The sequence below is a fragment of the Candidatus Pantoea communis genome, assembly GCF_011752685.1.
Classification (GTDB): Bacteria; Pseudomonadota; Gammaproteobacteria; order Enterobacterales; family Enterobacteriaceae; genus Pantoea; species Pantoea communis.
Map to the genome: position 1 here is coordinate 191,589 of NZ_VWXC01000002.1, position 22,354 is coordinate 213,942.

Genomic DNA, 22,354 nt, shown 5'->3' on the forward strand with positions numbered 1-22,354 from the left:
GGCTTACCTCGCTTGGGCTCGCGCTAGCCGAACATGGCCTGCAGGTGCAGACTGGCGTCGTCATAGTCGCTGCGTTCGAAAATACCCTGTTGCAGGAAGGCTTCCATCTCCGGGTAAAGCTTGATGGCTTTATCGAGCATCGGATCGCTTCCAGCGGCATACGCGCCTACACTCACCAGATCGCGGTTGCGCTGGAAACTGGAGAGCAGTTGTTTGAACTGACGCACCCGCGCGTAGTGGGTGTCATCAATTAACGCGGTCATCGCACGGCTGATTGAGGCTTCAATATCAATCGCCGGATAGTGACCGGCTTCGGCCAGACGGCGCGACAATACAATGTGACCATCAAGAATGGCGCGCGCCGAGTCGGCAATCGGGTCTTGCTGATCGTCACCTTCGGTAAGCACGGTATAGAAAGCCGTAATCGAACCGCCGCCGTGGGTGCCGTTACCGGCGCGTTCCACCAGGGCGGGGAGCTTCGCGAACACGGAAGGCGGATAACCTTTGGTGGCCGGTGGCTCACCAATCGCCAGGGCGATTTCACGCTGCGCCATGGCGTAGCGGGTGAGGGAGTCCATGATCAGCAGCACGTGCTGGCCGCGATCGCGAAAATCTTCCGCGATGCGTGTAGCATACGCGGCACCCTGCATACGCAGCAGCGGCGAAACGTCAGCCGGTGCGGCGATCACCACCGAGCGTGCACGGCCTTCTGCGCCGAGGATGTTCTCAATGAATTCTTTGACTTCACGGCCACGTTCACCGATCAGGCCAACCACAATCACATCGGCTTTGGTATAACGCGCCATCATGCCAAGCAACACCGACTTACCGACGCCGGAACCCGCAAACAGGCCCATACGCTGACCCCGTCCGACAGTCAGCAGGGCGTTGATCGCCCGTACGCCGGTATCCAGTACATCGTGGATTGGCGTACGTTGCAGTGGGTTAAACGGGGCGGTGATCAATGGCGCACGATAGCCGGTGTCCGGGGCAGGTAAACCATCCAGCGGTTTGCCTGCGCCATCCAGCACGCGGCCGAGCAGTTCTGGCCCAAGCAACAGCTGTTTACCGCCTTGTGCGTTGTCACCGCTAAAACGGGCATAAACGCGCGCACCCGGCAAAATGCCGTCCACTTCTTCCAGCGGCATCATCAACAGTTTCTGACCGTTGAAACCCACCACTTCACTTTCCACTTCAGTGATGTTGTTGCCGTCGTGACGTTCGATGATGCAGGTCGCACCGAGCGGCAGTTGCAGCCCGGTGGCCTCCAGTACTAAACCGGTAGCACGGGTCAGACGGCCATAGCGGCGCACGGTTTGCACCTGCGAAATACGATCCTCGAAGGCATCGAGTGCGCCAAGCCAGCGGGAAAGACGCGACGAGGTCATTACAAGGTCCCCGGTGCGGCCAGACGGCACAGTTCCTGCCAGCGGGTTGCCACGCTGGCATCGAGATCACCATCTTCGGCGCTGAGTTTACAGCCGCCGGGATGCAGTGAATTATCGGCCAGCAGTTTCCAGCCGTGCAGATCCAGCGTCGGGCCCAGTGTCTGCTCAATGCGCTGTAAATCATCAGGATGCACACGCAGCTGCGGTTTGCCGCTGAACATGGGTTCTTGTTGAATCAGCTGCTGAATCTGGCGCAGCAGGGCGGTGCCATCCACTTGTGTGGCCTGGCCAATCACCGTGCGTGCCGCTTCCAAGGCCAGCTGCATCAGACGTGAGGCGATGACGCTATCCAGCGCTTCCAGCGTGTGATGGAACTCAGTGACTAACTGCTGCATGCGCGCCTGTAAGGGCGCCTGCTGCTGTTGGGCATCGGCGAGTCCCTGCTGGAAACCGGCGTCGTAACCGTTCTGCTGTGACTCGGCAAAACCCTTTTGATAGCCCTCGCTGTAACCTTGCGTCTGTGCATCTTTGCGCATCTGCTGTTGCATGCGCTCCAGCATCTGCTGTTGCTCAGCTTCGGCACTCATTTCGACATCCACAGCCGGCTCTTCCTGCGGCAGTTCTTCCGCCACTTTGAAGGTGCTGCCTAAATCATCAGGCTGCCAGCGCTGCCACGCACGGGCGGAAAAGGCATCAGACATAAGTTTCCTCGCCACCACCAATTACCATTTCGCCGGATTCTGCCAGGCGACGGACCACCAGCAGGATCGCTTTCTGTTCGTTCTCCACGGCCGACATACGCACCGGACCACGGTTGGCCAGATCGTCGCGCAGGATATCGGCTGCACGCGCTGACATGTTCTTGAGGAACTTCTCGCGCAGCGGCTGTTCGGCACCTTTCAGGGCGATCAGCAACTGCTCGGACTCCACTTCCTGCAGCAGGCGCTGGATGCTGCGATCGTCCACTTCCACCAGGTTTTCGAACAGGAACATCTCGTCGATGATCTTCTGTGCCAGCTCGCCGTCGAAGTCGCGTACCGCTTCGATAACCGCTTCTTCCTGCTGCGTTTTCATCAGGTTGATAATTTCGGCTGCGGTTCTCACGCCACCCATCTTCGCACGCTTGAGGTTGGTGCCATCCAGCAGACCGTTCAGGACTTCGGTCAGTTCTGCCAGCGCCGCTGGTTGTACACCGCCGAAGGTGGCGATACGCAGCATCACGTCGTGACGCAGGCGTTCGTCGAACAGCGCCAGAATATCTGCGGCCTGGCCACGTTTGAGGTGCACCAGGATGGTGGCGATAATCTGCGGATGCTCGTCGCGGATAAGGTCGGCAGCAGCCTGTGGTTCCATAAAGTTGAGTGTTTCCATGCCGCTGGTGGTCTCGTTTTTCTCGAGAATATCTTCCAGCAGGCTGGAGGCGCGTTCCTCGCCCAGGGCTTTAACCAGAACAGAACGCAGGTACTCGTTGGAGTTGAGGCTGAGTGCCGCGAACTGCTCGGCATCGACTTCGAACTCACGCAGCACTTCGGTCAGTTGCTTGTGCGACACCTGACGCATGCCCGCCATCGCGGCGCTCAGGTGCTGCACTTCACGCTGGTTGAGGTGTTTGAATACCTCGGCCGCACGTTCTTCGCCAATGGTCATCATCAGAATGGCGCTTTTTTCAGTACCGGTCAGACTCATAGTTCTTTACTCATCCATTCGCGGATAACCAGCGCTACAACGCGCGGATCGTTTTCAGACATATCGCGGATGCGTTGGCTCATCACCTCGGCGCTCATGCGGTTATTGGATTTACGCTCTTGTTCCAGCTCATCTTTGCTGAGCTGCACGCTATAAGCTTCTTCAGATTCCAGCGCTTCCGCACGCGCTGCCGCCGCTTCTGCTGCCGCTTGCTCCTGCGCTTTCTTACGCAGCAGCTGTGGACGCACCAGCTTGCGATACAGGATGAAGGCAACCAGCGCCACCAGCAGCCAGCGACCGCCGCTCATCAACATGTCGAAGAACGCTTGCGACTGCCAGAACGGCAGGTCACCGCCAGACGGCTCAGTCATGTTGAACTGCGAGTTCACCACGTTGACGCTGTCGCCACGATTCTGCGAGTAGCCCATCGCTTCACGGGTCAGATCTTCAATCTGTTTGATCTGCTGATCGTTCAATGCAACGGCTTTGCCTTTGCCGTCATCACGGTAGTTCACCACCACGGCCACCGACAGACGCTGCACATCGCCCACATTGACCTTGGTGTGGCGAATGGTGCGGTCCAGTTCGTAGTTCACGGTGTCGTTACGGCTTGAGCTGCTCGGGCCGCTGCTTTGCTGCGTGCTGGTGGTAGTGCCGTTGTTGTTTGCCGCGTTGTTCTGGCCATTCGCATTCTGGCCGTTGGCATTTTGCTGCTGCGGATTGGTAACCGGTGCAGTATTCGCAGGGGCAGGTTGATTCGACAACGCACCGGGCACGCCACCTGGGTACGGGCTGCCATTCTGCTGGCTGGTATTGGTCTGACGCGAGCGAATCGCCGTGCTGTTCGGATCGGCGTTCGGTTTGTACTTCTCGTCGGTTTGTTCGCTGCGGTCAAAGTTGATCTGCGCTGTCACCTGCGCATGCACATTGCCCTGGCCAACGATCGGATTCAGAATGGCTTCGATACGCTGCTGATAACGCGCTTCCACTTCAGACGCGTACTTCAGCTGTGCATCATTCAGGTCACGACCTTCGCTGTCAGAACGGGTCAGCAGACGACCGGCCTGATCCACCACGGTCACGTTGCCAGGCGGCAGACCGGCGACGCTGCTCGACACCATATGCTGAATTGCCTGAATCTGGCCTTCATCGAGTGCGCGACCCGGTTGCAGGTTCAATGTCACGGAGGCCGAAGGCGCTTTCTGCTCACGCACGAACAGCGTAGGTTTTGGCATCGCCAGATGCACGCGCGCGCTCTTGACCGGGCCGAGCGTTTCAATGGTGCGGGCCAGCTCACCTTCCAGTGCACGCTGGTAGTTGATCTGCTCGCTAAACTGGCTGATGCCGAACTTCTCTTTGTCCATCAGCTCAAAGCCAACAGAGCCACCTTTCGGCAGCCCCTGTTGCGCCAGGCGCAGACGCAGTTCATGTACCTTATCGGCAGGCACCATCAAGGCACCGCCGTTTTCGGCGAACTGGTAAGGAATGTTCATTTGCGTTAGCTGGGTAACAATCGCGCCGCCATCCTCATCGGAGAGGTTGTTATAAAGGACGCGATAGTCAGGGGCTTTAGCCCACAGCACCAAAGCAAAAACCACTGCGATAGCGGCAGCGGCAGCAACAATGATTGGAATTCGCGGATTGGCGCGCAGGCGAGCCAGAAGGTCATTGAAACCTTTCTTTGCGGTATCTTGTGTGGCGGCTGCACTCGCATTCATGACCGATTCCTGCCTGACATAATTGACCGGGTTAGTTGTGGTGACAAAACAGACTCCCTGAAGCAACGTCTTAAATGAAATTCCAATCTTATGGCTGGCATTATTGATGAATCGGGTCACTTCGATGGCTGGATAAGCTGGGTTTTTTACGTTTATTTAGCGCCTTTGTCCTATTGACAGTGTGTTAACTTTTGCAGCGTGAAAATTTAAACCCTTCTTTAATGAGGTACAGGCAATGTCGATTCAGGCAATTGATGGTGTGTTGCAGCAGCTGCAGTTAACGTCGTTACAGGCCAGCGGCAAGCAGGCCGAGTCAACCAATCAGGTAGATTTTGGTGCCACCATGAAAGCAGCACTGGATAAGATCAGCTACACGCAAACTGCGGCTCGCACCCAGGCGCAGGATTTTGAAATGGGCAAACCGGGCATCCAGTTAAACGATGTGATGGTCGATCTGCAGAAATCCTCCATTTCCATGCAAATGGGGATTCAGGTGCGTAACAAACTGGTATCGGCGTACACCGATATCATGAATATGCAGGTGTAGTGGCTGCAAAGATTATTGCGGTGTCAGGCGGGAAAGCATTTATCTTTTTCAGTAACAGCGGCATGATGCTGGCCTGACACACAGCGTATATCGAGAAGAGGATTCTCACGTGAGGCCCACCCTGCTGCTGCTGATGGCAATGATTATGCTATCCGGCTGTGATAATAAAAATGCGGACTTTGCACCGCAGATGAAAAATTACGCTTACCTCTATCAGTTCGAAGCCATTCCCGGCAAAGTCAAAAGCACGCATCAGCGCCTGTTTAGCGCCGACGACACGCCAATCTTTGATGTCGATATCGCGTTCGATGGGCAAGGCTGTATTGCCCATGTGAAATCCATTGATAAAGCCGGAGAGATCACCGAAGTGACGCGGGAAGGCGATAAACTGACTGGCACAGAGAACGGTCAGGATGTGGTCGTCACGCTGAATAAGCAGTGCGCGGTAATAAAAAAGGTCACTCCCAGCATGACGGTGGATATTGGCTATAACGATCAGGGTTGGGTTGATCAAATCTCCTCTCCCGCCTCCGATGTTAAATTCCATCTGACCTACAATAACGTCGGTGATATGACGCTGTTGAGTATTAAGAAGGGCGATGAGGAAGTGTCACGCGCCAGTGCCAAACATGATACGGACGCAAAAAAGATATCCGATGTGGTGACGATGGTGCAAAGAAACGAGCAAAGCAAGACGGTCACCACGCAATGCCAGTATAAGAATGATGTTCCTTTCCGTTACGATACCGTAACCACTGATGCCGAAGGGCAAGTCACGGACAGGCAGTACGGCACCATTGATGTCACTTATTATTGATGCCTGAGTAAGCCGCGAATGCGGCTTTTTTTATGCCGTTAATATCGGCGCCGATAAGCGAAGCGCTAAATAAAACAATCACTTACTGATCAATTGTGCGCTCGATATGCTAAAGTGTGGGCCTTAGGTCAGCATTCGTCAGAGCAGGGAACTCGGTGTGCAACATGCGCATCACGCGAGGCGTTGAGGAGTGTTGAGTAAGGGTTGCAGCGACAAGAAGCGTGTAAGAATGAAAGAAGGTTATTACTGGGTTAGAGATAAAGATAACCCACCAGAAGTCTGGCGATATATAAAGCAATTTGGCTGGTACCGTCCCTGCGTTGCCGTGCCCATCACCTTAAGTTCTTTTAAGTTGATGAACTACCAGGTCATCAGCGATCGATTATTACCACCGGGTTACTTCCCGCTTTAAATGCAAAAACCGCCGGTTAAAGGCGGTTTTTTATTCTCTCTAACCGTTCGCTATTTGATTTCCGGCCAGGCGATAGCCGGGAAACCATTTAATTGCGGACGCGCGAACAGATACCCCTGGAACTGGCTAATGCCTGCCGCTTCCAGCCACATCCACTCCTCGGCTTTCTCCACGCCCTCTGCAATCACCGCAATCTCCAGCGAGTTACAGCACTTAATGATGGCATGCAAAATGGCCTGTTTAGGACCGCTTTTGTGCACATCGCTAATCAGCTCACGATCAATCTTAATTTTGTCCGGCTGGAATCTTGATAGAAGTGACAGGCCAGCAAAGCCCGCGCCAAAATCATCCAGGGCCAGACTGATACCCGCCGATTTTAGTTTGCGCACCTGTGCCGCAAACTCATCGGTGCGCGAGATGATCTCATTTTCTGTGACTTCAACAATCACCTGCTCGGGGACCAAACCATTGGCTTCAATCTGCGTCAGCAGAAAATCCACCGCATCAGGAACCGTGACCAGGGACATTGGCAGCAAGTTGATGGAGATACTGTGTTCGCCAATACCTAACTTTTTCGCCAGTTCGAACGCCAGTTTTTTAGACTGAATATCCGCATGATAAACAGCCTCGCCACCGAAGGCCGAAAAGTATTCGCCTGGCGAACCGCCATTTGGGGTACGGATTAACGCCTCATACGATGCCACGCGGCGTGCAAACGGATCGATAATCGGCTGAAAGGCGAAGTGGCACTCTTTCAGTGAGTCAATGACTTCATCCTGAAGGGTACGAGATGGCTCATCCGCAATAAATTCCCATGTGCTGGCTGCGGGGATTTCAAAATAGTTCTCTTTATCACGAGCGATAACAAATGTACGCAGGAACTGCAACGCGCGGTCATCGTAGGTCAGTTGATAGCGCGAGGTGCCTTTGTCTAACACGGCTTGCAGCACCATGGATTTATCATGCTCGCGTAAATCAAACAGCTCCATACCCACTTTGCCAAAGCGGCGAGCGGGGGCAAAGTCATGCATCAACTCCACCAGATTGTGGTGGCGGGCGTCCAGGCAAATGCGATCATAAATACCCTGCACAGCGTCACGGGGCCCTTCAAGTAACTGAAAGAAGTGCAGTCCATCAAAAAGCAGAATGCCTGTGACATCGTGCGAGCTGTTTTTGTTATTCGCTTTGGTCACCATGTCTTCAAGTGTTTTGATAGGAACATGGTCATGGAGGTGACTGCGATAAATGATGGTGGTAAGCATAGCGATTGTCCGGACAGCTTTTTATTGTGGGGCCTACAGTAGCAGGCCTGGGGCGGGGGCTGTCCACCAATATAGACTCGAATCGTAAACTATTTTCCAATTAATGAGTTAACCGAAACGGCTAGCGAAACGGCGTCAAATCGAATTGTTAATTAATTGCACCGGGGGAGTATTTACGATAAATAATTTCGATTGAATAGATAAATAAAAAGCGTATCTTGACCCTCGTTAACCAGAGGTGAGCATAATGTTACGCGACTATTTAAAGATTGATGATAGCGACCGTTTAGTTGAACAGAGCGTATTAAGACTCAATAACCGCGGTCAGGAAGATGTCACTGAATGGCATATTGTTAGCGTAGACGGCAAGCAAAAAGGCAGCGTGACGCTGTTCGATAAGCTCTGCAACCGCCGCTCATATTGTGTTAACTATCGCATTACGCAGAAGGATGTGCACGGGAGGGTTGTCGTCGATCATTTGACCGACGTTTTGTAATAATTGCCGTAGTTTTGCTGGTTTTGACCCGCTCATAGGCGGGTTTTTTGCATTCTCTTATCTGGTACGATAGCGGCGCATTTCCATCATAGTTCCGATTAATTCAATCTTTTTCTCCGACGATGTCTGCGCGGGGAAGTCATCATTTAACGGCCGCAACGAGAAAATTTGTTCGTCGTGCTGCTCGGCCATCAAACGATAAATGCGCACCTGCGCCACGCCATTGATCTGTGCCAGCACCACATCACCCGGTTGTGGATTAACGGCAGGATCAAATATCAGCGTGTCGCCAGGTCGGTAGTCAGGTTGCATGGCGTTATCCTCAAGGGTGATCGCCAACGCTGATTCACTCAGTCTGCTATCGCTGTAGAGAAAGCGGATCGCCTGCTGCTGAATCAATAAGCGTTGCTCCTGCATCCACGCAGCCGCTTGCGCCAGAGTGATCAACGGCAGAGCACTGACATCACTGACGTTAAGCGGGGCGGTAAACACCTCGCCCTCGCCATCAATTATCCAAGCTGCCGTACATTGCAGCAGTTCTGCCAGCCGCAACAGGTTCTCGCCGCGCGGGACCGTCTCATCTTTTTCCCATTGTGAAACAGCGACATGTGACACGCCAATGCCACTTGCCACCACTAACTGCGTGAGCTTTAGCGCTTTACGACGGCTGCGAATGCGTTCACCTGCAGATTCTTTTTTCATCATCTTGACAACTCCGCTGGGTTTTACTTAAGTATACTTAAATTCATTAATTAAAGTAAACTTAAATTCTGATGTTGGCCGCGCAACTGGCAAGGGCGGACAACATGTTTCTCGGGCGGATCCCTTGCCAGTGAAGAGAGGTGAGGCATGGAAAGTAGTTTGGTGACCAGCGTCGGTGCGCTACTTCTCGGTGGCGGTGCGGCAGCTGTGTTTTGGAAACCCTTAATGGCCGGCATCGCGGCCATCGTCACCAGCAATCGCGCCGGCGGCGAGATCATCACCAGCTATAAAGAGCAGGTGATGCTTCTCAAAGAGAGCCATGCGCTGATGCGCCAGGAGAACGATGACCTGCGTATTCGCCACGACAAAAACCTGCGGCGCATCTCTTCGCTGGAGACCGATCTACGGCTGATTAAGAACGCGTTGGGCATTCTGTTAGCCACCACGGAATCTGATCACAGCGATAAATTCCGCAGTCAGATCAATCAACTGATCACCACTTTAGAGGAGAGTCGCGATGGTGCAGATAAACAGTGAATTTTCAGTACGCGGCCATCGGCGTCAGCTACTGCTGGGCGGTCTGCTGCTGATGCTGTCGCTGCTGTGTGTGGCGATGACCATTATGTTCGTGTTCGTGAATAACAGCGCCAACCGACGGGTGGAGGATATCCGACAGCAGTACCGTGCGATTTCCGATCGGCGGGAAGCGCGGGTGGCGGAACTGACCAGCCAGTTAGTGACGCTGCAGAAAAAACTCGACGGCTTGCCGGACCGCACCGCGAACAAGACAGCGGACAAAGTGAAGCAGGTTGTGGGGGAAGACGCGCCACCCGAATCGACGCATTAAGGAGGCCATGATGAGTATTACCGAGCGGATTGCAGGCAGCTTCGGCCGACTGCGGTCTTTATTAAGCAAGAAGGAGAAAATTATGAGCGACCAAACTGTAATCGAAAATAGTGCAACAACTGCAACACCGGATGCCAGCACGCTGTCACCGTTAGAGAGTTTTGCTAATGAGGTGGCTGTGCCGGTGGCAAGCAGTGCGCCCGCTGCGGACGCCTCAACGGCAGCCGTGAGCAGTGCAGCAGGACAGGTAGGCACAACGTCAGCGGTGAGCAGTGCGCCAGCACCTGACGTCTCAACGCCCGCTGAGAGCAATACGCCAGCTCCGGACGTCTCATCGTTGACAGCAAGCAACGTGCCCGCATTGGACACCTCAACGTCAGCCGCGAACGCTGGCAGCGAGGCACAAGTGGCGGCGGATGCAACGGATCTCACCCAGCAGTTGGCCACGCCCGATCCTCTGACCAACGGTTCTGCCAGCGCGGGGCCTTCATCGGCTTCTACCGTCGGGATTCTCGCTGAGCAACCTGCCGTGGGAGTCATTACGGATGCTGTTAGTCAGGACATCAACGCCAGCGTGAAGGACTTCACTCAGGCATTTAACTTTGTTGAAAGTGGGGTTGAGAAGCTAGGTGCGGCGGCTAAGGATGAGCTAATCGCCCTCGCGCGCAAATATTTGTAATGCTCAGGCGGCCTTCGGGTCGCCTTTCCATCTTCCGATTATTCTTAATGCGGTCTCGCTATTTTCTACTAACTTTAATCATTCAAACGTTATTTAAACGGGTTTAATTAGCGAAAAGGAAGATAGCATGAGTGATACAGAGGCAATCAAAACCAAAACTGACTACCTGCGTGATGTCACCTCCCAGTTAAAAGAGATGCGTCACTATGCGCAGACTAATACTGAGACGCTATCCAGCCACTGGTTGGCATTTGATGCAGGCGAGTACAAAGACAAAGAGTACGCAGGACGTTTTGACACGCTACTCAACAAGCAGGGACAGTTGTTAGATGATATCGAGCTGGCGATTCAGGATTTAGAGATCGCCATCAATCACAGCGAGCAAGAAAGCTAAGTTCCTCGCGCTGGTGGCTTACTCGGCCACCAGCCACATTTCGGCTTCATCGAACATCTCTTCGACAATACGTGCCACTGTCGCTTTATCGTTCTTACTTAAATCGGTATCGATAGCATTGCGTTCCATCGGTTTAACGCGCACCTCAACCTCTGGAAACACGCGTTGTACGCGTTTCTCAAGCTCCTGCAATATCATCTCACGTGCGCCCGGCAGACCGGCAACGTTGCGTTTATCGTAAATCAACTCCACAAACATCAGGGCATTCCATTTATCAAGCGGGTGCGCCATATTACTGTAAATAAAACCAGTGGCAAGCGATGAACCGTTGCGCTGCTAAATTTTTTTGTTTCTGGCAGGCGCAGCACCGCTTTTGCGCTGATACTCAACAGCGTTACACAGGGAAATGGACTCATGAGGGGGTAATATGCGGCAACTGGTGATCGATATTCTGCTGAAAATGGCAAAGATGGATACCGAAGCAAAAGAGCTGGTGGCGCAGGTTGAAGCGCAGTCGCTGTTACTGGCGGCATTACTGATTCAGGCTAAAGAAGACAACACGCTCACCATTACTGAAACCGTGCAGGATGCCATTGTTACTGCATCGCGCTCTGGTGAGCAGTTCCTCCAGTCAGATGTGGATCTGCTGCTGACACACATTAATCGGCTGCTGGCCGTTGCGCGTTATGTCGAAGTGAAGGGGGGCGAGCGAGAAGGATAGCGGAAAAAATACTACCTCTGGAGGGGAAATCCAGCAACACCTCCAGAGGCGGCGCAATAGCACCTTCGTTCAAGGACAATCTACGACCGAAGCCGTCAGATACAAGTTATACAACTTATTCGGGATTGTACAACTTTTTCCTTGCCGATTTGTGTGGTTGGAGGTGTGTTTGAGATATATTTTTAGGGCCGTTGCGCTTAAAGCTCGTTCTTAATGCAAAACTCTTCCCACGTCATGCCGAGCGCTTCCGCATGAGATTTCAGGTAAGTTTCAATCGCTTCAGCAGCAACCGCTTTATCAGGCTCTGCCAGTTGAATGGAAAACAGCATGCCATCCAGCTTTTTCTGGCGTAAGAATGCGGCATAAATGCGCTCAGCGTGCCACTCGCGCAGTTGGCGCAGTGACAAGTTGGCCGCGCGCGCATCGCTCTCGGTCAGTTCATCCAGCGCGGCTTGAAAATCGGCGTGCGCGGCAAAAAACATCGTGCGGGCCTGGGCGTAATACTCTTCTGGGGTTTTCATGCGAGTTTCCTGCTTATCGACTTGCGCGCTAGTGTAACGTGCGCGAACTGTCTTGTCAGGCTCAGCCGGGTTTTCGCCGAGATTCCTTGCGTAACTTACGCGAAAAATTATAACGTAGCCGCCATTGAGGCGAGTGTAGGGACCAGGAATGAAAAAGTGGATGGTATTGGCCGCGCTGGGCTTGAGCGGATGTGCGCAAATCAGCAATTACGATGAAGCGGTAAAAACCCCGGCACCAGTGGAATTGCAAGGTAACTGGCAGACTGTCGGGCCGCAGAGCAAGTTGATCAGTGGCCAGGCGATGGGGAGCCTGATCATTGGTGCAGAAGGCGACACGCTGGACTGCCGCCAGTGGCAGCGCGTGATTGCTAAGCCAGGCAAGTTAACCCGCCTGAGCGATGAGTGGGTCAACGTGACGCGTCAGGTGCGCGTGATGCCGTTGACGCTGGAGAACGGTGAACTGCGTTATGACGGCTTGCGCATGCGTAAGGTCGATCAACCCACTGTTGAGTGCCAGCAGGCGCTGGAAGAAGTGGCGAAGCGTCCGAAGGATGCGGTGATTCAGGATATTCAGCCGCAGATTATGGAGCCGGTGTCGGTCCCTGCGCAGAAGTGATTTTGTGACCACAGTTCCAAATAAAAACGGGTGAGCATCAGCTCACCCGTTTCTCATTCAGCCCGCCGCGAATTAATTCTGTGGCAGATAGACATTACCTTGCTTGCCGTAAGCACTCATGACCGACTTTTGCATTGTGGATTGACCAATCAACTGCGACAGTTCATCCATGCGCGCCTGTAGTAGACGTCTGACTTCACTCTCATTGTCCAGGATATGGCGCAGTACCGGACGCAGTTGTTCTTGCAAATAGTTGGACGGTGGCGAGGCCTCAGTCGAGCGGGCCAAAGTTTGCACCGCACTGACGTAATCCACTTCCTTTATAATCAGGTCATCCCATTCGCCGTCTGCGGCCAGGCGCAGCATTCCATGGCTGAGATCGAGTAGCTGTTGGTAAACGTTTATCAGTTGCGGTGCGTTATTCATTAAACGGCGTCCTGAAGGTGTTGAGGTTGTGCGACTTCTTTCCAGGCATCCGCGATATTACGCAGAAGACCTTCTACTTCTTCGAGAGCTTCAACATCATTACGCAGATTCGCCTGAATCAAACGGCGAACCATATAAGCATAAAGACCTAACAGATTATCGGTGAGGTCATCGCCTGACTGCTCATCCAGACCCTGCTTCAGTCCACTTTCGATGATGTTAATCGCTTTGGAAATCGAATTACCTTTTCCCTGAATATTGCCATCCTGCATAAACAGGCGGGCACGGATCAGTGCACTGATCGCGCCGTCAAACAGCAGCGTAATCAGTTGCTGTTGGTTGGCGCTCATCACCGAGCTTTCCACACCAATTTTTGCATAGGCCTGAGTGCCATTTGCGCTGTACATGTTCACTCCTTACGATTTCGAGCTAGAGCTGCTTGACGTATCGAACTGCTGCGTCAGGTAAGAACTGGTGCTGTTCAGCGAGCTCATGGTGACGTCGAGCTGGGTAAACTGCGCTTTGTAACGCGCGATGAGGTTATTCACTCGCGTGTTCATATCGTTGTATTGCTGAGTCAGATTATTCAGCGTTTTACTCACGCCGTCTTTCGCTGACTGAATGCTACCAGTAGAAGAGAGCCAACTGGTGAGGTTAGTGGCTAAGGTGGTGGTAATGCCGGTGGTTTTACCGTCGCCCACAATCATCTGCTTGATGCCATCCGGATCTTTCGTCAGCTCGGTTTTGAGCTTGTCGGAATCCAGCGTCAATTCACCCGTCGTTGGATCAGTCGTGATGCCAATCTGTGCCAGCGTTTTATAGGTTGAAGAGCTTGATGAGTTGGTCAGCATGCTCTTTATCTGCGTCTGGATCCCGCGCAGTGTGCTATCACCCACCAGGGCACCGTTGCTGGAATCCTGAGTATCAGAACCGACATCCACCGCGGTGTATTTGGTCAGTGTGTTGAACTGATCCAACAGCGTGTTGTATGCAGTGACAAAGTTTGAGATCGCGGTGGTCGCTTTAGAGGTATCTTGCGCGACGGTCAGCGTTTGGTTTCCTGAAGTGATGTCGTTCAGGTTCAGTGTGATCCCTTCCAGCGCATCACTGATGGTGTTGCTGCTGTTGGTAATCTCAACGTTGTTCACCGTCAGTTTGGCATCCTGCGCCGCCACGCTCACGTCCATCGGGTTATCGGTGTCGGTCTTAGTCGAATCAAAACCTACGATATTGTTCAGGGTGTCATCGCCCGTCACGCTAATTGACGAGACAGCGTTTGCTTCACCCGTTTTGGAAGCGGTCAGCGACAAGCGATAAGAACCGTCTGCCACCTTGATAATACTTGCGCTGACGCCGGCGCTGGCACCGTTGATGGCATCACGCATGCCAGTCAGTGAAGTCTGATCGGTGGTCAGCGAAATATCTTTGCTGGTGCCATCAGCGAGCTTGATAGTCAGAGTGCGGCTGGTGGCTGAGCTGTCGCCCAATGCGGTGGTGTTGCTGGTTTGTACCGCAGAGGTCAGGGTCTGTGCCTGTGCCAGCTGCGTAACCGCCACATTGTATTTACCTGCAACCACAGTGCCAGACGTTGTCGCGCTAAAAGCGCTGCTGCTACTGGTGGCGGTGGTGGCGGAGAACAGGTCAGCACTGTTCAGTGCGGTGTTGGCGGTCTGGAACGTTGTCAACGCACTGGAAAGCGTACCGTAAGCACTCAGCTTTGCGGTATAAGCGCTCTGCTGATTGGAGATCGGTGTTAAGGAAGCTTTTTCCGCAGTGGATAAGCTATCCAGGATGCTACTTAAGTCGAGGCCTGAACCGACACCGAGGGTAGTGATACTAGCCATGTTGTTTCCTTTTCATGTCGACACGGAGAGTGAATACCGCGGTTATCGGCTTATTTGAGCCAAAGTTTAGATTTATTTACCAGCGAGTGATAAAGCGAATAAAGGCTATAGAGAAGGGTATTTCTGGCGCTAGAAAAATGATCAGGTTGCACTAAAGAAGTGCGGGCGCAGGGCGATAAAGATAAGCGTGACAGGTTGAAGGGAAAATTTTTCGCCTGGTACTAAAAAATCTCTAAAGGTTGTTTAAGCACAGACGATAACAACTTTGACGGCGCTGAAGCCGGCGGGTTGAAGCCCAAACCATAACCAAAGACTTGATTAATAGGAACTTAAACCATGGCTCAAGTAATTAACACCAACAGCCTCTCGCTGATCACCCAGAACAACATCAACAAGAACCAGTCTGCTCTGTCTACCTCTATCGAGCGTCTGTCTTCTGGTCTGCGTATCAACAGCGCTAAAGATGACGCTGCTGGTCAGGCAATTGCCAACCGCTTCCAGTCAAACATCACTGGTCTGACTCAGGCTGCTCGTAACGCCAACGACGGTATCTCTGCTGCGCAGACCACTGAAGGCGCACTGTCAGAAATCAACAACAACTTACAGCGTGTTCGTGAACTGACTGTACAGTCTCAGAACGGCACCAACAGCCAGTCTGACCTGGACTCAATCCAGGACGAAATCAAATCACGTCTGGACGAGATTGACCGCGTATCAGGTCAGACTACCTTCAACGGCGTGAACGTACTGTCTAAAGACGGCTCCCTGAAAATTCAGGTAGGCGCGAACGATGGCCAGACCATCTCTATCGACCTGAAGAAGATTGACTCTTCTACTCTGGGTCTGAACGGTTTCAACGTGAATGGTACTGGTACCGTCACTAACAAGGCAGCTACTGTATCAAACCTGACTGCTGCTGGTGCAACTGAAACTTCAACTGGATCAGGTGTTTACAATCTGGTCACTCAGAACAGCGCTCTGACTGCTTCACAGGCATTTGATAAACTGTCAACTGGCGACACAGTTAAAGTTACCGATGGCGCGGGTACTGCAACTACTTACACCTACGATGCAACTAAAGGCAACTTCTCTTACACTGCAGACGTTGCTGCAGGCACTGCTGGTGCGGGTGCGGGTACCTTTGGTGGCAAATTGGCACCAGATACAGGTTCCATCACTGGTACTTACACTGCAGCAGGCGGTTCAAGCGATGCTGTTACCTTCCAGGCTGATAACAACGGTAATCTGACCATTGACGGTCAGACTGCGTACCTGGATACAACTGGCAACCTGACTACTAACAACGCCAGCGGTTCATTGACTCAGGCTACATTGACTTCAGTCTTCACCGCGTCTTCAAATGCTGCCAAAGGTGGCACTTATGCCTCAACAGTATCAATCGGTGGCACCTCTTATGGCTTCGATGGTACCACTGGTGATGTAACTTACACCGCTTCTATCTCTAAAGACGAAGTGCAAGCTAAAGTTGCTGCTGCTGATAGCACGGCTTCTACTGCTGGCGCAGCAAAAACTGCTGTTATCAACTATCAATCAGGTGTTATGAAAGGTGCTGTGAACTTCGACGGTGCATCTGTAGGAAAATCAAGCGATACTTATTCCGATGCTAACGGTAACTTCACCGACGTAGCGAAATTCACTACTCAGTATGCTGTTGATAAAGATACCGGGGCCGTTACTGTTAAAGCAAACATCCTGGCCGACGGCACCACTGTAGATAACTCATCTGCTAACCCGAACGCTAAAACTGTAGGCGCTACTGTTAACGTAACTGCTTCAGGTAAAATCACCACAGATGCTACCAGCGCAGGTACTGCGACTTCAGATCCACTGGCCGCTCTGGACTCTGCTATCAGCAGCATCGACAAGTTCCGTTCAAGCCTGGGTGCGATTCAGAACCGTCTGGACTCAGCGGTAACTAACCTGAACAACACCACGACTAACCTGTCTGAAGCACAGTCACGTATTCAGGATGCTGACTACGCAACTGAAGTTTCAAACATGTCTAAAGCACAGATTATCCAGCAGGCTGGTAACTCAGTGTTGGCTAAAGCGAACCAGGTTCCACAGCAGGTTCTGTCTCTGCTGCAGGGCTAATCGCAACTTTAGCTTATGTCTTATTAAACCCCGCTTCGGCGGGGTTTTTTTATGCCCAGGAAAAGCCTACTTTTGCTCAGTTATTATGCGTATTGACGAGGCGAGAACTTGCTAACCTTTCTCATATTTACCGCCTTGCGGCAATGTCGACATAACAGCAGGTAGAATCATGAAAGAAATTTCCGTCGTTGAACCGATTTTTTTTAATACATTTAAATGTATTGGTAGTGAGTGCCGTGAACACTGCTGCAAAGGGTGGGATATATTTCTGGATAAACCTACCGTAAACCGCTATCTGAAAAGTGGTGAAATTGAGATTCGCACAATTGCTGCAGAAAATATTATAACCACCAAGAGCAGCTACAATAACTGGGGGAAAATGAAGTTATCAGAAAAGGGGCAGTGCGCTTTCTTGAGTGAAGAACGCTTATGCAAAATACATAAATCTATGGGGGCCAGCGCGTTAAGCATCACCTGTGCAACCTATCCTCGTCTGCAGAAACAGTTCAAATATGAGATTCGCCAGAATCTCTCTCTTTCCTGTCCTGAAGCTACAAAACAGCTGCTGCTTCGTGAAGATTCCATGTTGCTCGATCAAAAAAAAGTATTGAAAGATCAGGCGTTAAAAGTACCTGACGTTGACCAGGAATCCCGTCTCATTAATTTGATGTGCACTAACATTATGTTAGTGAGCGGCATTAGACCGGAAGAGGGCTTTTACGGGATTGCGCTGCTATTCCTTTATCTGGAGAAAGTAAAAGAGGATGCGGATAAATTTGAAAAGCTAGATAATTATTACAGCAATATCATCGCGTCGCTTCAGAATGGGCAAATCAAAAATAATATTGATGATATTAAACCCGATTATCAGCTGCAATGGGCATTGCTGTTACGCGTACAGGTTTATCTGGCAAGGAAACAAGGCACTCGCGGCTGGTCAACGCTACACCATTACGCCAATAAGTTGATCTTTATCCAAAGCGATAATGTGCAAAATGAAGAAGTTTCGTCATCAATGCAGCGGCTGGATGCGGCTTGGCAAAACCGAATGTTACCGTGGCTTTCGGAACGCCCACATTTGCTGAGTAACTATATTCAGTACCGTATGTATACAGATGAGTTCCCGGCAAAGAAAGAGATTAGTAATCTGGCAAATTTATATTTGCTGGTGTGCGAATGGTTCCTTATTAAATCGTTACTTTCTGCTAGCGCTGATTTAGTCGAAAACATTGAAGAAGAGGATGTTGTCAATATCATCTACAGCTATCATGCAGTGACGAAACACGATCAGCATTCGGATAGAGCGTTCCTGGAAGAAATTGAGAAGTCTAAAGTGAATGACGATCTCTCGCTGATTTACCTGCTGAAATAACCAGCACCAGAAATAACAAATTCAAGGCGCGGCGTATAAGTCGCGCTCTACAAAATTGCATGAGTGATGTGGTGATTTATTCTGATCAAACTTAAATCATCGCCCCATGCTAGTCATAATTTACCCCAGCACCCTATAACCCCAAAAAAGTAACCAACCTGTTACAGTCCCGCACAGAAATGCCGATAACTTCCCCAGAATCATTCCCATTTTTTGCACGATTTTTTTCTGTTTCTGGGGTGTCTATGCGCTTCAATTATGACTTGTTACCGGGTGAGCTACTGACCTTCGAAGAGATCGCGTTGCGCTATGCGCAGCAGCATCCTGATGAGAAAGAACTCACCGCCCGCGGGTTGCTGAGCCCGTCGACCAGTTTTCGCAATTTAGTGATCCGTGCAGTGTTCGCGCAGGAGGAGATCAACAGTCCGTTGGAGGATCTGCTGTTCGTCTCTGACGATAACGAGCGCAAAAACTATCTGCGTCGTTTTGAGCACTATCTCAAAAGCCAGCAGGCTTTCCTTTATTTCCGCCGTAACGATGAAATAAAGAAGGAAGGGCGCTGGAAGGTGGTGGGTGAAACCCAGGTTTACGCCATGCTGGATCCGAATTCGGCAGAAGCGCAGAACCTGCTCACCAGTCGGGGCTTCAAGCTGGTGTTGATGCGACAGACGGAAGAGGAGGAGTACTGGCAGCTGTTCGATCCCCATGCGCACCCTTGCTTCCCACTGTCGCGCAAAATTCAGTTTCTGGTGGTGCTGAGTACGCCGCAGCATAAAGTGCCGACGGCGGTGATGCCAGGCACAGAAGTCGGGCGGCGCGTAAAGGCGAAAGTGTTCCAGCGTGCCAGCCAGGCAGAGTTTAGTTCGGCCGTTAAAGCACGCTATGGCGCCTGTATTATTACCGGCACGCAGCTTACAGAACGTCACAGCTGGCCGTGGGTGGAGGCCTGCTATATCGATACCCAGGAAAATGAAGAAGGTTTTCTTGCCGATAACAGCGTCGATAACGGCTTGTTCCTGCGCAGTGACTTACAGCGATTGTTTATCAATAAAATGATAAGTATCGACGCGGAATCCGGGCAGGTGATGTTTAATCCGCTGCTCGAAACTGAAGCGCCGATAAGCGATTTTTATCAGGCACTTGATGGTAAAACCTGTGCATTATGGGACGCGGTGCCGCCTGGCACGCGGCAACGGCTGCGCAATCTACGCTAGCGGCTTCGCCTATGGCGGTGCATTCCACCGCCATCCATAACAAATTTGAAATAACCTCGCTTTTGCCCGCCTATTCTGCCAATCGAAACCCCTACAGAATTGGATAATCATGCCGATAACTTTATTAACGCAGGGTAGTCACCGTGAACGATCTCTATACGCCCGAAGGCGTGATGGATAAACATTCGCTCTGGCAGCGCTACGTTCCTCTGGTGCGACACGAAGCGTTGCGCTTGCAGGTACGTCTGCCAGCCAGCGTTGAGCTTGACGATCTGCTGCAGGCCGGTGGCATTGGTTTATTAAATGCCGTGGAGCGCTACGACGCGCTGCAAGGCACCGCCTTTACCACTTATGCCGTGCAGCGTATCCGGGGCGCAATGCTGGATGAACTGCGCAGCCGCGACTGGGCACCTCGCAGCGTGCGTCGTAATGCGCGCGAAGTGGCCGGTGCGATGCATCAGGTAGAACAAGCGTTGGGGCGCTCGGCTACTGAGCAGGAAGTGGCTGAACAGTTGAATGTTTCGCTGGAAGAGTATCGGCAGATTCTGCTCGATACCAATAACAGCCAACTCTTCTCCTACGACGAGTATCGGGAAGAACACGGTGACAGCGCGGAGCTGGTGACGGATGGGCATGAAGAAGCCAACCCGCTTCATCAGTTAATGGAAGGAAACCTGCGTGATCGCGTGATTGAAGCCATCGAGGCATTGCCCGATCGTGAAAAATTAGTGCTCACACTGTACTACCAGGAAGAACTGAACCTGAAAGAGATTGGCGCAGTGCTTGAAGTGGGGGAATCCCGCGTCAGTCAACTGCACAGTCAGGCGATTAAACGCCTGCGTGCCCGGTTAGCGGGGGCGCGCTGACAGACTCAGTACCTGGCATCGAAAAAATAAAAATACCGGGGACTCAGCAATGGGAGCCAAAGCCAAAGCCAGACCTTTAAGTCGTTATCTTAAAGACTATAAACACAGCCAAAGCAACTGTTCACATTGTGGCAAAGTTTTAGATCGTATGGCGTTAGTGTTTCGTGGACAGATCATCAATAAAGAGGCCATCGCGCGGATGGACCAGATGATTGATGACCAGGTATGGATGAAACTCCAGCCCGAACTGACCGCGTTATGTCGTTTCTGCAGCGATATTTTTTGTAATACCCATCCGAATTACTTCGACATTATGGCGTTCAAACAGTATCTGTTTGAGCAGACCGAGATGAGTCACAGCACCATTCGCGAGTATGTGGTGCGGCTGCGTCGTCTTGATGACATGCTGAAAGCGAAAAATTTCCCGGCCGACAGATTACGGGGCAACAGCTGGCATGAATGTCTGGAAAACGATTTGCCGGATGCGGGTAACAACAATTACCGCATCGCACTGCGTAAATATGACCAGTTTTTAGGCTGGCAGCAGGGCTGACTGTGATCCTGCCCTTGTTGTTGCTGAGCATAGCAGCAACAGGGGCCGCACTCGCAGAATTCCGGGTGCGACTTTTCTCATCTTCTGCAACACTGTATGGATAATTGCACATTGCCCGAATGGAGGCTGCATTGTCTTTACATCTCTTGCACCAGTTCCCACGTCTTGAATTACTCGGTGCACCCACGCCGCTTGAGCATCTGCCACGGCTTTCTGATTATCTCGGTCGCGATATCTTTATTAAGCGCGATGACTTCACGCCCGTGGCCATGGGCGGCAATAAACTGCGTAAACTCGAATTCCTCGCGGCCGATGCGCTGCGCGAGGGCGCAGATGTCCTGCTGACGGCGGGCGCGATTCAATCCAACCATGTGCGCCAGACGGCGGCGGTGGCGGCGCGCCTTGGCCTCAAGTGTGTGGCGCTGCTGGAAAATCCAATTGGCACGACCTCAGAAAACTACCTCACCAACGGTAATCGCCTGATGCTCGACCTGATGGACGTCGAGGTGGTGATGGTCGATGCGTTGCACAACCCCACTGAACAGCTGGCCGAACAGGCTGAACGCCTCGAAGCCCAGGGTTTCCGTCCTTATATTGTGCCGGTTGGCGGTTCCAACGCACTGGGCGCGCTCGGCTATGTGGAGTGTGCGCAGGAGATCGCGCACCAAAGCGAAGGCGTGGTGGATTTCGCCGCTGTAGTGGTTGCATCGGGCAGCGCCGGCACCCATGCAGGTTTAGCGGTAGGGCTGGAGCAGTTGCTGCCTAATACCGAGCTGGTCGGTGTGACGGTTTCACGCAAAGTCGACGCGCAGTTGCCGGTGGTAGAGCGCATCCGCAGCGCGCTGGCTGAACAGCTGGAAGTGCAGACACACGCGCCGATCACGCTTTGGGATGACTATTTCGCGCCGCGTTACGGTGAACCCAATGATGAAGGCATGGAAGCGGTGAAACTGCTGGCGCGTCTTGAAGGCATCATGCTGGACCCGGTTTACACCGGTAAAGCGATGGCCGGATTGATAGATGGCATTGCGCAGAATCGTTTCCGTCGTGAAGGGCCGCTGCTGTTTATTCATACTGGCGGCGCGCCTGCGTTATTTGCTTATCATCCTTCGGTCTAAGGCTAAGATAAAAAAGGTTTATAATCCGGCAGCTGTTGTT

General features: G+C 52.2%; 27 protein-coding genes. 16 read left to right on the top strand and 11 right to left on the bottom strand.

Going from position 1 to position 22,354, the window contains the following annotated elements; all coding sequences use genetic code 11:
* Positions 1–23: 23 nt before the first annotated feature.
* The 4 genes from fliI to fliF are packed head-to-tail and all read right to left on the bottom strand — an operon-like array spanning position 24 to position 4,792.
* Entirely contained in the window at positions 24–1,388 is a 1,365-nt protein-coding gene (fliI, locus tag F3J37_RS04975; protein ID WP_045815130.1) for a flagellar protein export ATPase FliI, read from the bottom strand.
* Positions 1,388–2,089 (bottom strand): flagellar assembly protein FliH, encoded by a 702-nt coding sequence (fliH, locus tag F3J37_RS04980; protein ID WP_034824427.1) that lies wholly within the window; start codon positions 2,087–2,089, stop codon positions 1,388–1,390. Before fliH ends, fliI begins: the two co-directional genes overlap by 1 nt.
* Positions 2,082–3,074 (bottom strand): flagellar motor switch protein FliG, encoded by a 993-nt coding sequence (gene fliG / locus F3J37_RS04985; protein ID WP_166932199.1) that lies wholly within the window; start codon positions 3,072–3,074, stop codon positions 2,082–2,084. Before fliG ends, fliH begins: the two co-directional genes overlap by 8 nt.
* Positions 3,071–4,792 (bottom strand): flagellar basal-body MS-ring/collar protein FliF, encoded by a 1,722-nt coding sequence (gene fliF, locus F3J37_RS04990; RefSeq protein WP_166932201.1) that lies wholly within the window; start codon positions 4,790–4,792, stop codon positions 3,071–3,073. Before fliF ends, fliG begins: the two co-directional genes overlap by 4 nt.
* A 235-nt stretch (positions 4,793–5,027) precedes the next feature.
* Here fliF and fliE point away from each other — a divergent pair, with 235 nt between their 5' ends.
* The 3 genes from fliE to F3J37_RS05005 all read left to right on the top strand — a co-directional run bounded on the left by fliE (position 5,028) and on the right by F3J37_RS05005 (position 6,568).
* Entirely contained in the window at positions 5,028–5,339 is a 312-nt protein-coding gene (gene fliE / locus F3J37_RS04995) for a flagellar hook-basal body complex protein FliE (RefSeq protein ID WP_166932203.1), read from the top strand.
* Positions 5,340–5,448: 109 nt separating this feature from the next.
* Positions 5,449–6,156 carry a YnfC family lipoprotein gene (locus tag F3J37_RS05000; RefSeq protein ID WP_166932205.1) on the top strand — a complete coding sequence of 236 codons (708 nt, stop codon included), beginning with the start codon at positions 5,449–5,451 and terminating at the stop codon, positions 6,154–6,156.
* 229 nt (positions 6,157–6,385) lie between these two features.
* Positions 6,386–6,568, top strand: coding sequence for a hypothetical protein (locus F3J37_RS05005; RefSeq protein ID WP_045815127.1), 183 nt, complete (start codon positions 6,386–6,388; stop codon positions 6,566–6,568).
* Positions 6,569–6,618: 50 nt separating this feature from the next.
* On the opposite strand, the gene F3J37_RS05010 is transcribed toward F3J37_RS05005, so the two are convergent.
* Positions 6,619–7,830 (bottom strand): diguanylate phosphodiesterase, encoded by a 1,212-nt coding sequence (locus F3J37_RS05010; RefSeq protein ID WP_166932207.1) that lies wholly within the window; start codon positions 7,828–7,830, stop codon positions 6,619–6,621.
* A gap of 247 nt (positions 7,831–8,077) precedes the next feature.
* Here F3J37_RS05010 and F3J37_RS05015 point away from each other — a divergent pair, with 247 nt between their 5' ends.
* On the top strand, positions 8,078–8,326 hold the full coding sequence (locus tag F3J37_RS05015) for a hypothetical protein (protein WP_038646357.1): 249 nt from the start codon (positions 8,078–8,080) through the stop codon (positions 8,324–8,326).
* Between the two features lie 57 nt (positions 8,327–8,383).
* Here the strand turns inward: F3J37_RS05015 and F3J37_RS05020 are convergent, their stop codons facing one another.
* Entirely contained in the window at positions 8,384–9,031 is a 648-nt protein-coding gene (locus tag F3J37_RS05020) for a S24 family peptidase (protein ID WP_166932209.1), read from the bottom strand.
* Between the two features lie 144 nt (positions 9,032–9,175).
* Here F3J37_RS05020 and F3J37_RS05025 point away from each other — a divergent pair, with 144 nt between their 5' ends.
* The 4 genes from F3J37_RS05025 (at position 9,176) to F3J37_RS05040 (ending at position 10,948) form a co-directional block, all read left to right on the top strand.
* Positions 9,176–9,565, top strand: a complete 390-nt coding sequence (locus tag F3J37_RS05025; RefSeq protein WP_034824400.1) for a hypothetical protein — start codon at positions 9,176–9,178, stop codon at positions 9,563–9,565.
* Positions 9,546–9,875, top strand: a complete 330-nt coding sequence (locus F3J37_RS05030; protein WP_034824398.1) for a hypothetical protein — start codon at positions 9,546–9,548, stop codon at positions 9,873–9,875. The genes F3J37_RS05025 and F3J37_RS05030 overlap by 20 nt, the downstream gene beginning before the upstream one ends.
* An 82-nt stretch (positions 9,876–9,957) precedes the next feature.
* Complete coding sequence (locus F3J37_RS05035; RefSeq protein ID WP_166932211.1) at positions 9,958–10,554, top strand: hypothetical protein; 597 nt, start codon at positions 9,958–9,960, stop codon at positions 10,552–10,554.
* A gap of 127 nt (positions 10,555–10,681) precedes the next feature.
* Positions 10,682–10,948 carry a hypothetical protein gene (locus F3J37_RS05040; RefSeq protein WP_034824391.1) on the top strand — a complete coding sequence of 89 codons (267 nt, stop codon included), beginning with the start codon at positions 10,682–10,684 and terminating at the stop codon, positions 10,946–10,948.
* An 18-nt stretch (positions 10,949–10,966) separates the two neighbouring features.
* Here F3J37_RS05040 and F3J37_RS05045 read toward each other — a convergent pair whose 3' ends face one another.
* The gene (locus F3J37_RS05045) at positions 10,967–11,206 is read right to left on the bottom strand and encodes a DinI-like family protein (RefSeq protein ID WP_160868127.1); all 240 of its coding nucleotides are present in this window, start codon (positions 11,204–11,206) and stop codon (positions 10,967–10,969) included.
* 169 nt (positions 11,207–11,375) lie between these two features.
* Between F3J37_RS05045 and iraP the strand changes: the two genes are divergently transcribed.
* Positions 11,376–11,669: an anti-adapter protein IraP gene (gene iraP, locus F3J37_RS05050; RefSeq protein ID WP_166932213.1), complete on the top strand. Its 294-nt coding sequence runs from the start codon at positions 11,376–11,378 to the stop codon at positions 11,667–11,669.
* Positions 11,670–11,866: 197 nt separating this feature from the next.
* Here the strand turns inward: iraP and F3J37_RS05055 are convergent, their stop codons facing one another.
* Positions 11,867–12,190, bottom strand: a complete 324-nt coding sequence (locus tag F3J37_RS05055; RefSeq protein WP_034824381.1) for a DUF6388 family protein — start codon at positions 12,188–12,190, stop codon at positions 11,867–11,869.
* A 148-nt stretch (positions 12,191–12,338) separates the two neighbouring features.
* Between F3J37_RS05055 and yedD the strand changes: the two genes are divergently transcribed.
* Positions 12,339–12,806: a lipoprotein YedD gene (yedD, locus tag F3J37_RS05060; RefSeq protein ID WP_166932215.1), complete on the top strand. Its 468-nt coding sequence runs from the start codon at positions 12,339–12,341 to the stop codon at positions 12,804–12,806.
* A gap of 72 nt (positions 12,807–12,878) precedes the next feature.
* On the opposite strand, the gene fliT is transcribed toward yedD, so the two are convergent.
* The 3 genes from fliT to fliD are packed head-to-tail and all read right to left on the bottom strand — an operon-like array spanning position 12,879 to position 15,076.
* Complete coding sequence (fliT, locus tag F3J37_RS05065; protein WP_166932217.1) at positions 12,879–13,232, bottom strand: flagella biosynthesis regulatory protein FliT; 354 nt, start codon at positions 13,230–13,232, stop codon at positions 12,879–12,881.
* Entirely contained in the window at positions 13,232–13,639 is a 408-nt protein-coding gene (gene fliS / locus F3J37_RS05070; RefSeq protein ID WP_038646375.1) for a flagellar export chaperone FliS, read from the bottom strand. Before fliS ends, fliT begins: the two co-directional genes overlap by 1 nt.
* 9 nt (positions 13,640–13,648) lie before the next feature.
* Positions 13,649–15,076 carry a flagellar filament capping protein FliD gene (gene fliD / locus F3J37_RS05075; protein WP_166932219.1) on the bottom strand — a complete coding sequence of 476 codons (1,428 nt, stop codon included), beginning with the start codon at positions 15,074–15,076 and terminating at the stop codon, positions 13,649–13,651.
* A 336-nt stretch (positions 15,077–15,412) separates the two neighbouring features.
* Between fliD and F3J37_RS05080 the strand changes: the two genes are divergently transcribed.
* From F3J37_RS05080 to F3J37_RS05105, 6 genes are all read left to right on the top strand, one after another.
* Entirely contained in the window at positions 15,413–17,191 is a 1,779-nt protein-coding gene (locus F3J37_RS05080) for a FliC/FljB family flagellin (RefSeq protein ID WP_166932221.1), read from the top strand.
* Between the two features lie 169 nt (positions 17,192–17,360).
* Positions 17,361–18,563, top strand: coding sequence for a flagellin lysine-N-methylase (gene fliB / locus F3J37_RS05085; protein ID WP_166932223.1), 1,203 nt, complete (start codon positions 17,361–17,363; stop codon positions 18,561–18,563).
* Between the two features lie 245 nt (positions 18,564–18,808).
* Entirely contained in the window at positions 18,809–19,777 is a 969-nt protein-coding gene (locus F3J37_RS05090; RefSeq protein ID WP_166932225.1) for an HNH endonuclease signature motif containing protein, read from the top strand.
* Positions 19,778–19,920: 143 nt separating this feature from the next.
* Complete coding sequence (locus F3J37_RS05095; protein ID WP_034824356.1) at positions 19,921–20,643, top strand: RNA polymerase sigma factor FliA; 723 nt, start codon at positions 19,921–19,923, stop codon at positions 20,641–20,643.
* 49 nt (positions 20,644–20,692) lie between these two features.
* Positions 20,693–21,196 (top strand): flagella biosynthesis regulatory protein FliZ, encoded by a 504-nt coding sequence (gene fliZ, locus F3J37_RS05100; RefSeq protein ID WP_034824353.1) that lies wholly within the window; start codon positions 20,693–20,695, stop codon positions 21,194–21,196.
* 131 nt (positions 21,197–21,327) lie between these two features.
* A complete protein-coding gene (locus tag F3J37_RS05105) occupies positions 21,328–22,314 on the top strand; it encodes a D-cysteine desulfhydrase (RefSeq protein WP_038650031.1) in 987 nt (328 codons plus the stop codon).
* Positions 22,315–22,354 lie beyond the last annotated feature (40 nt).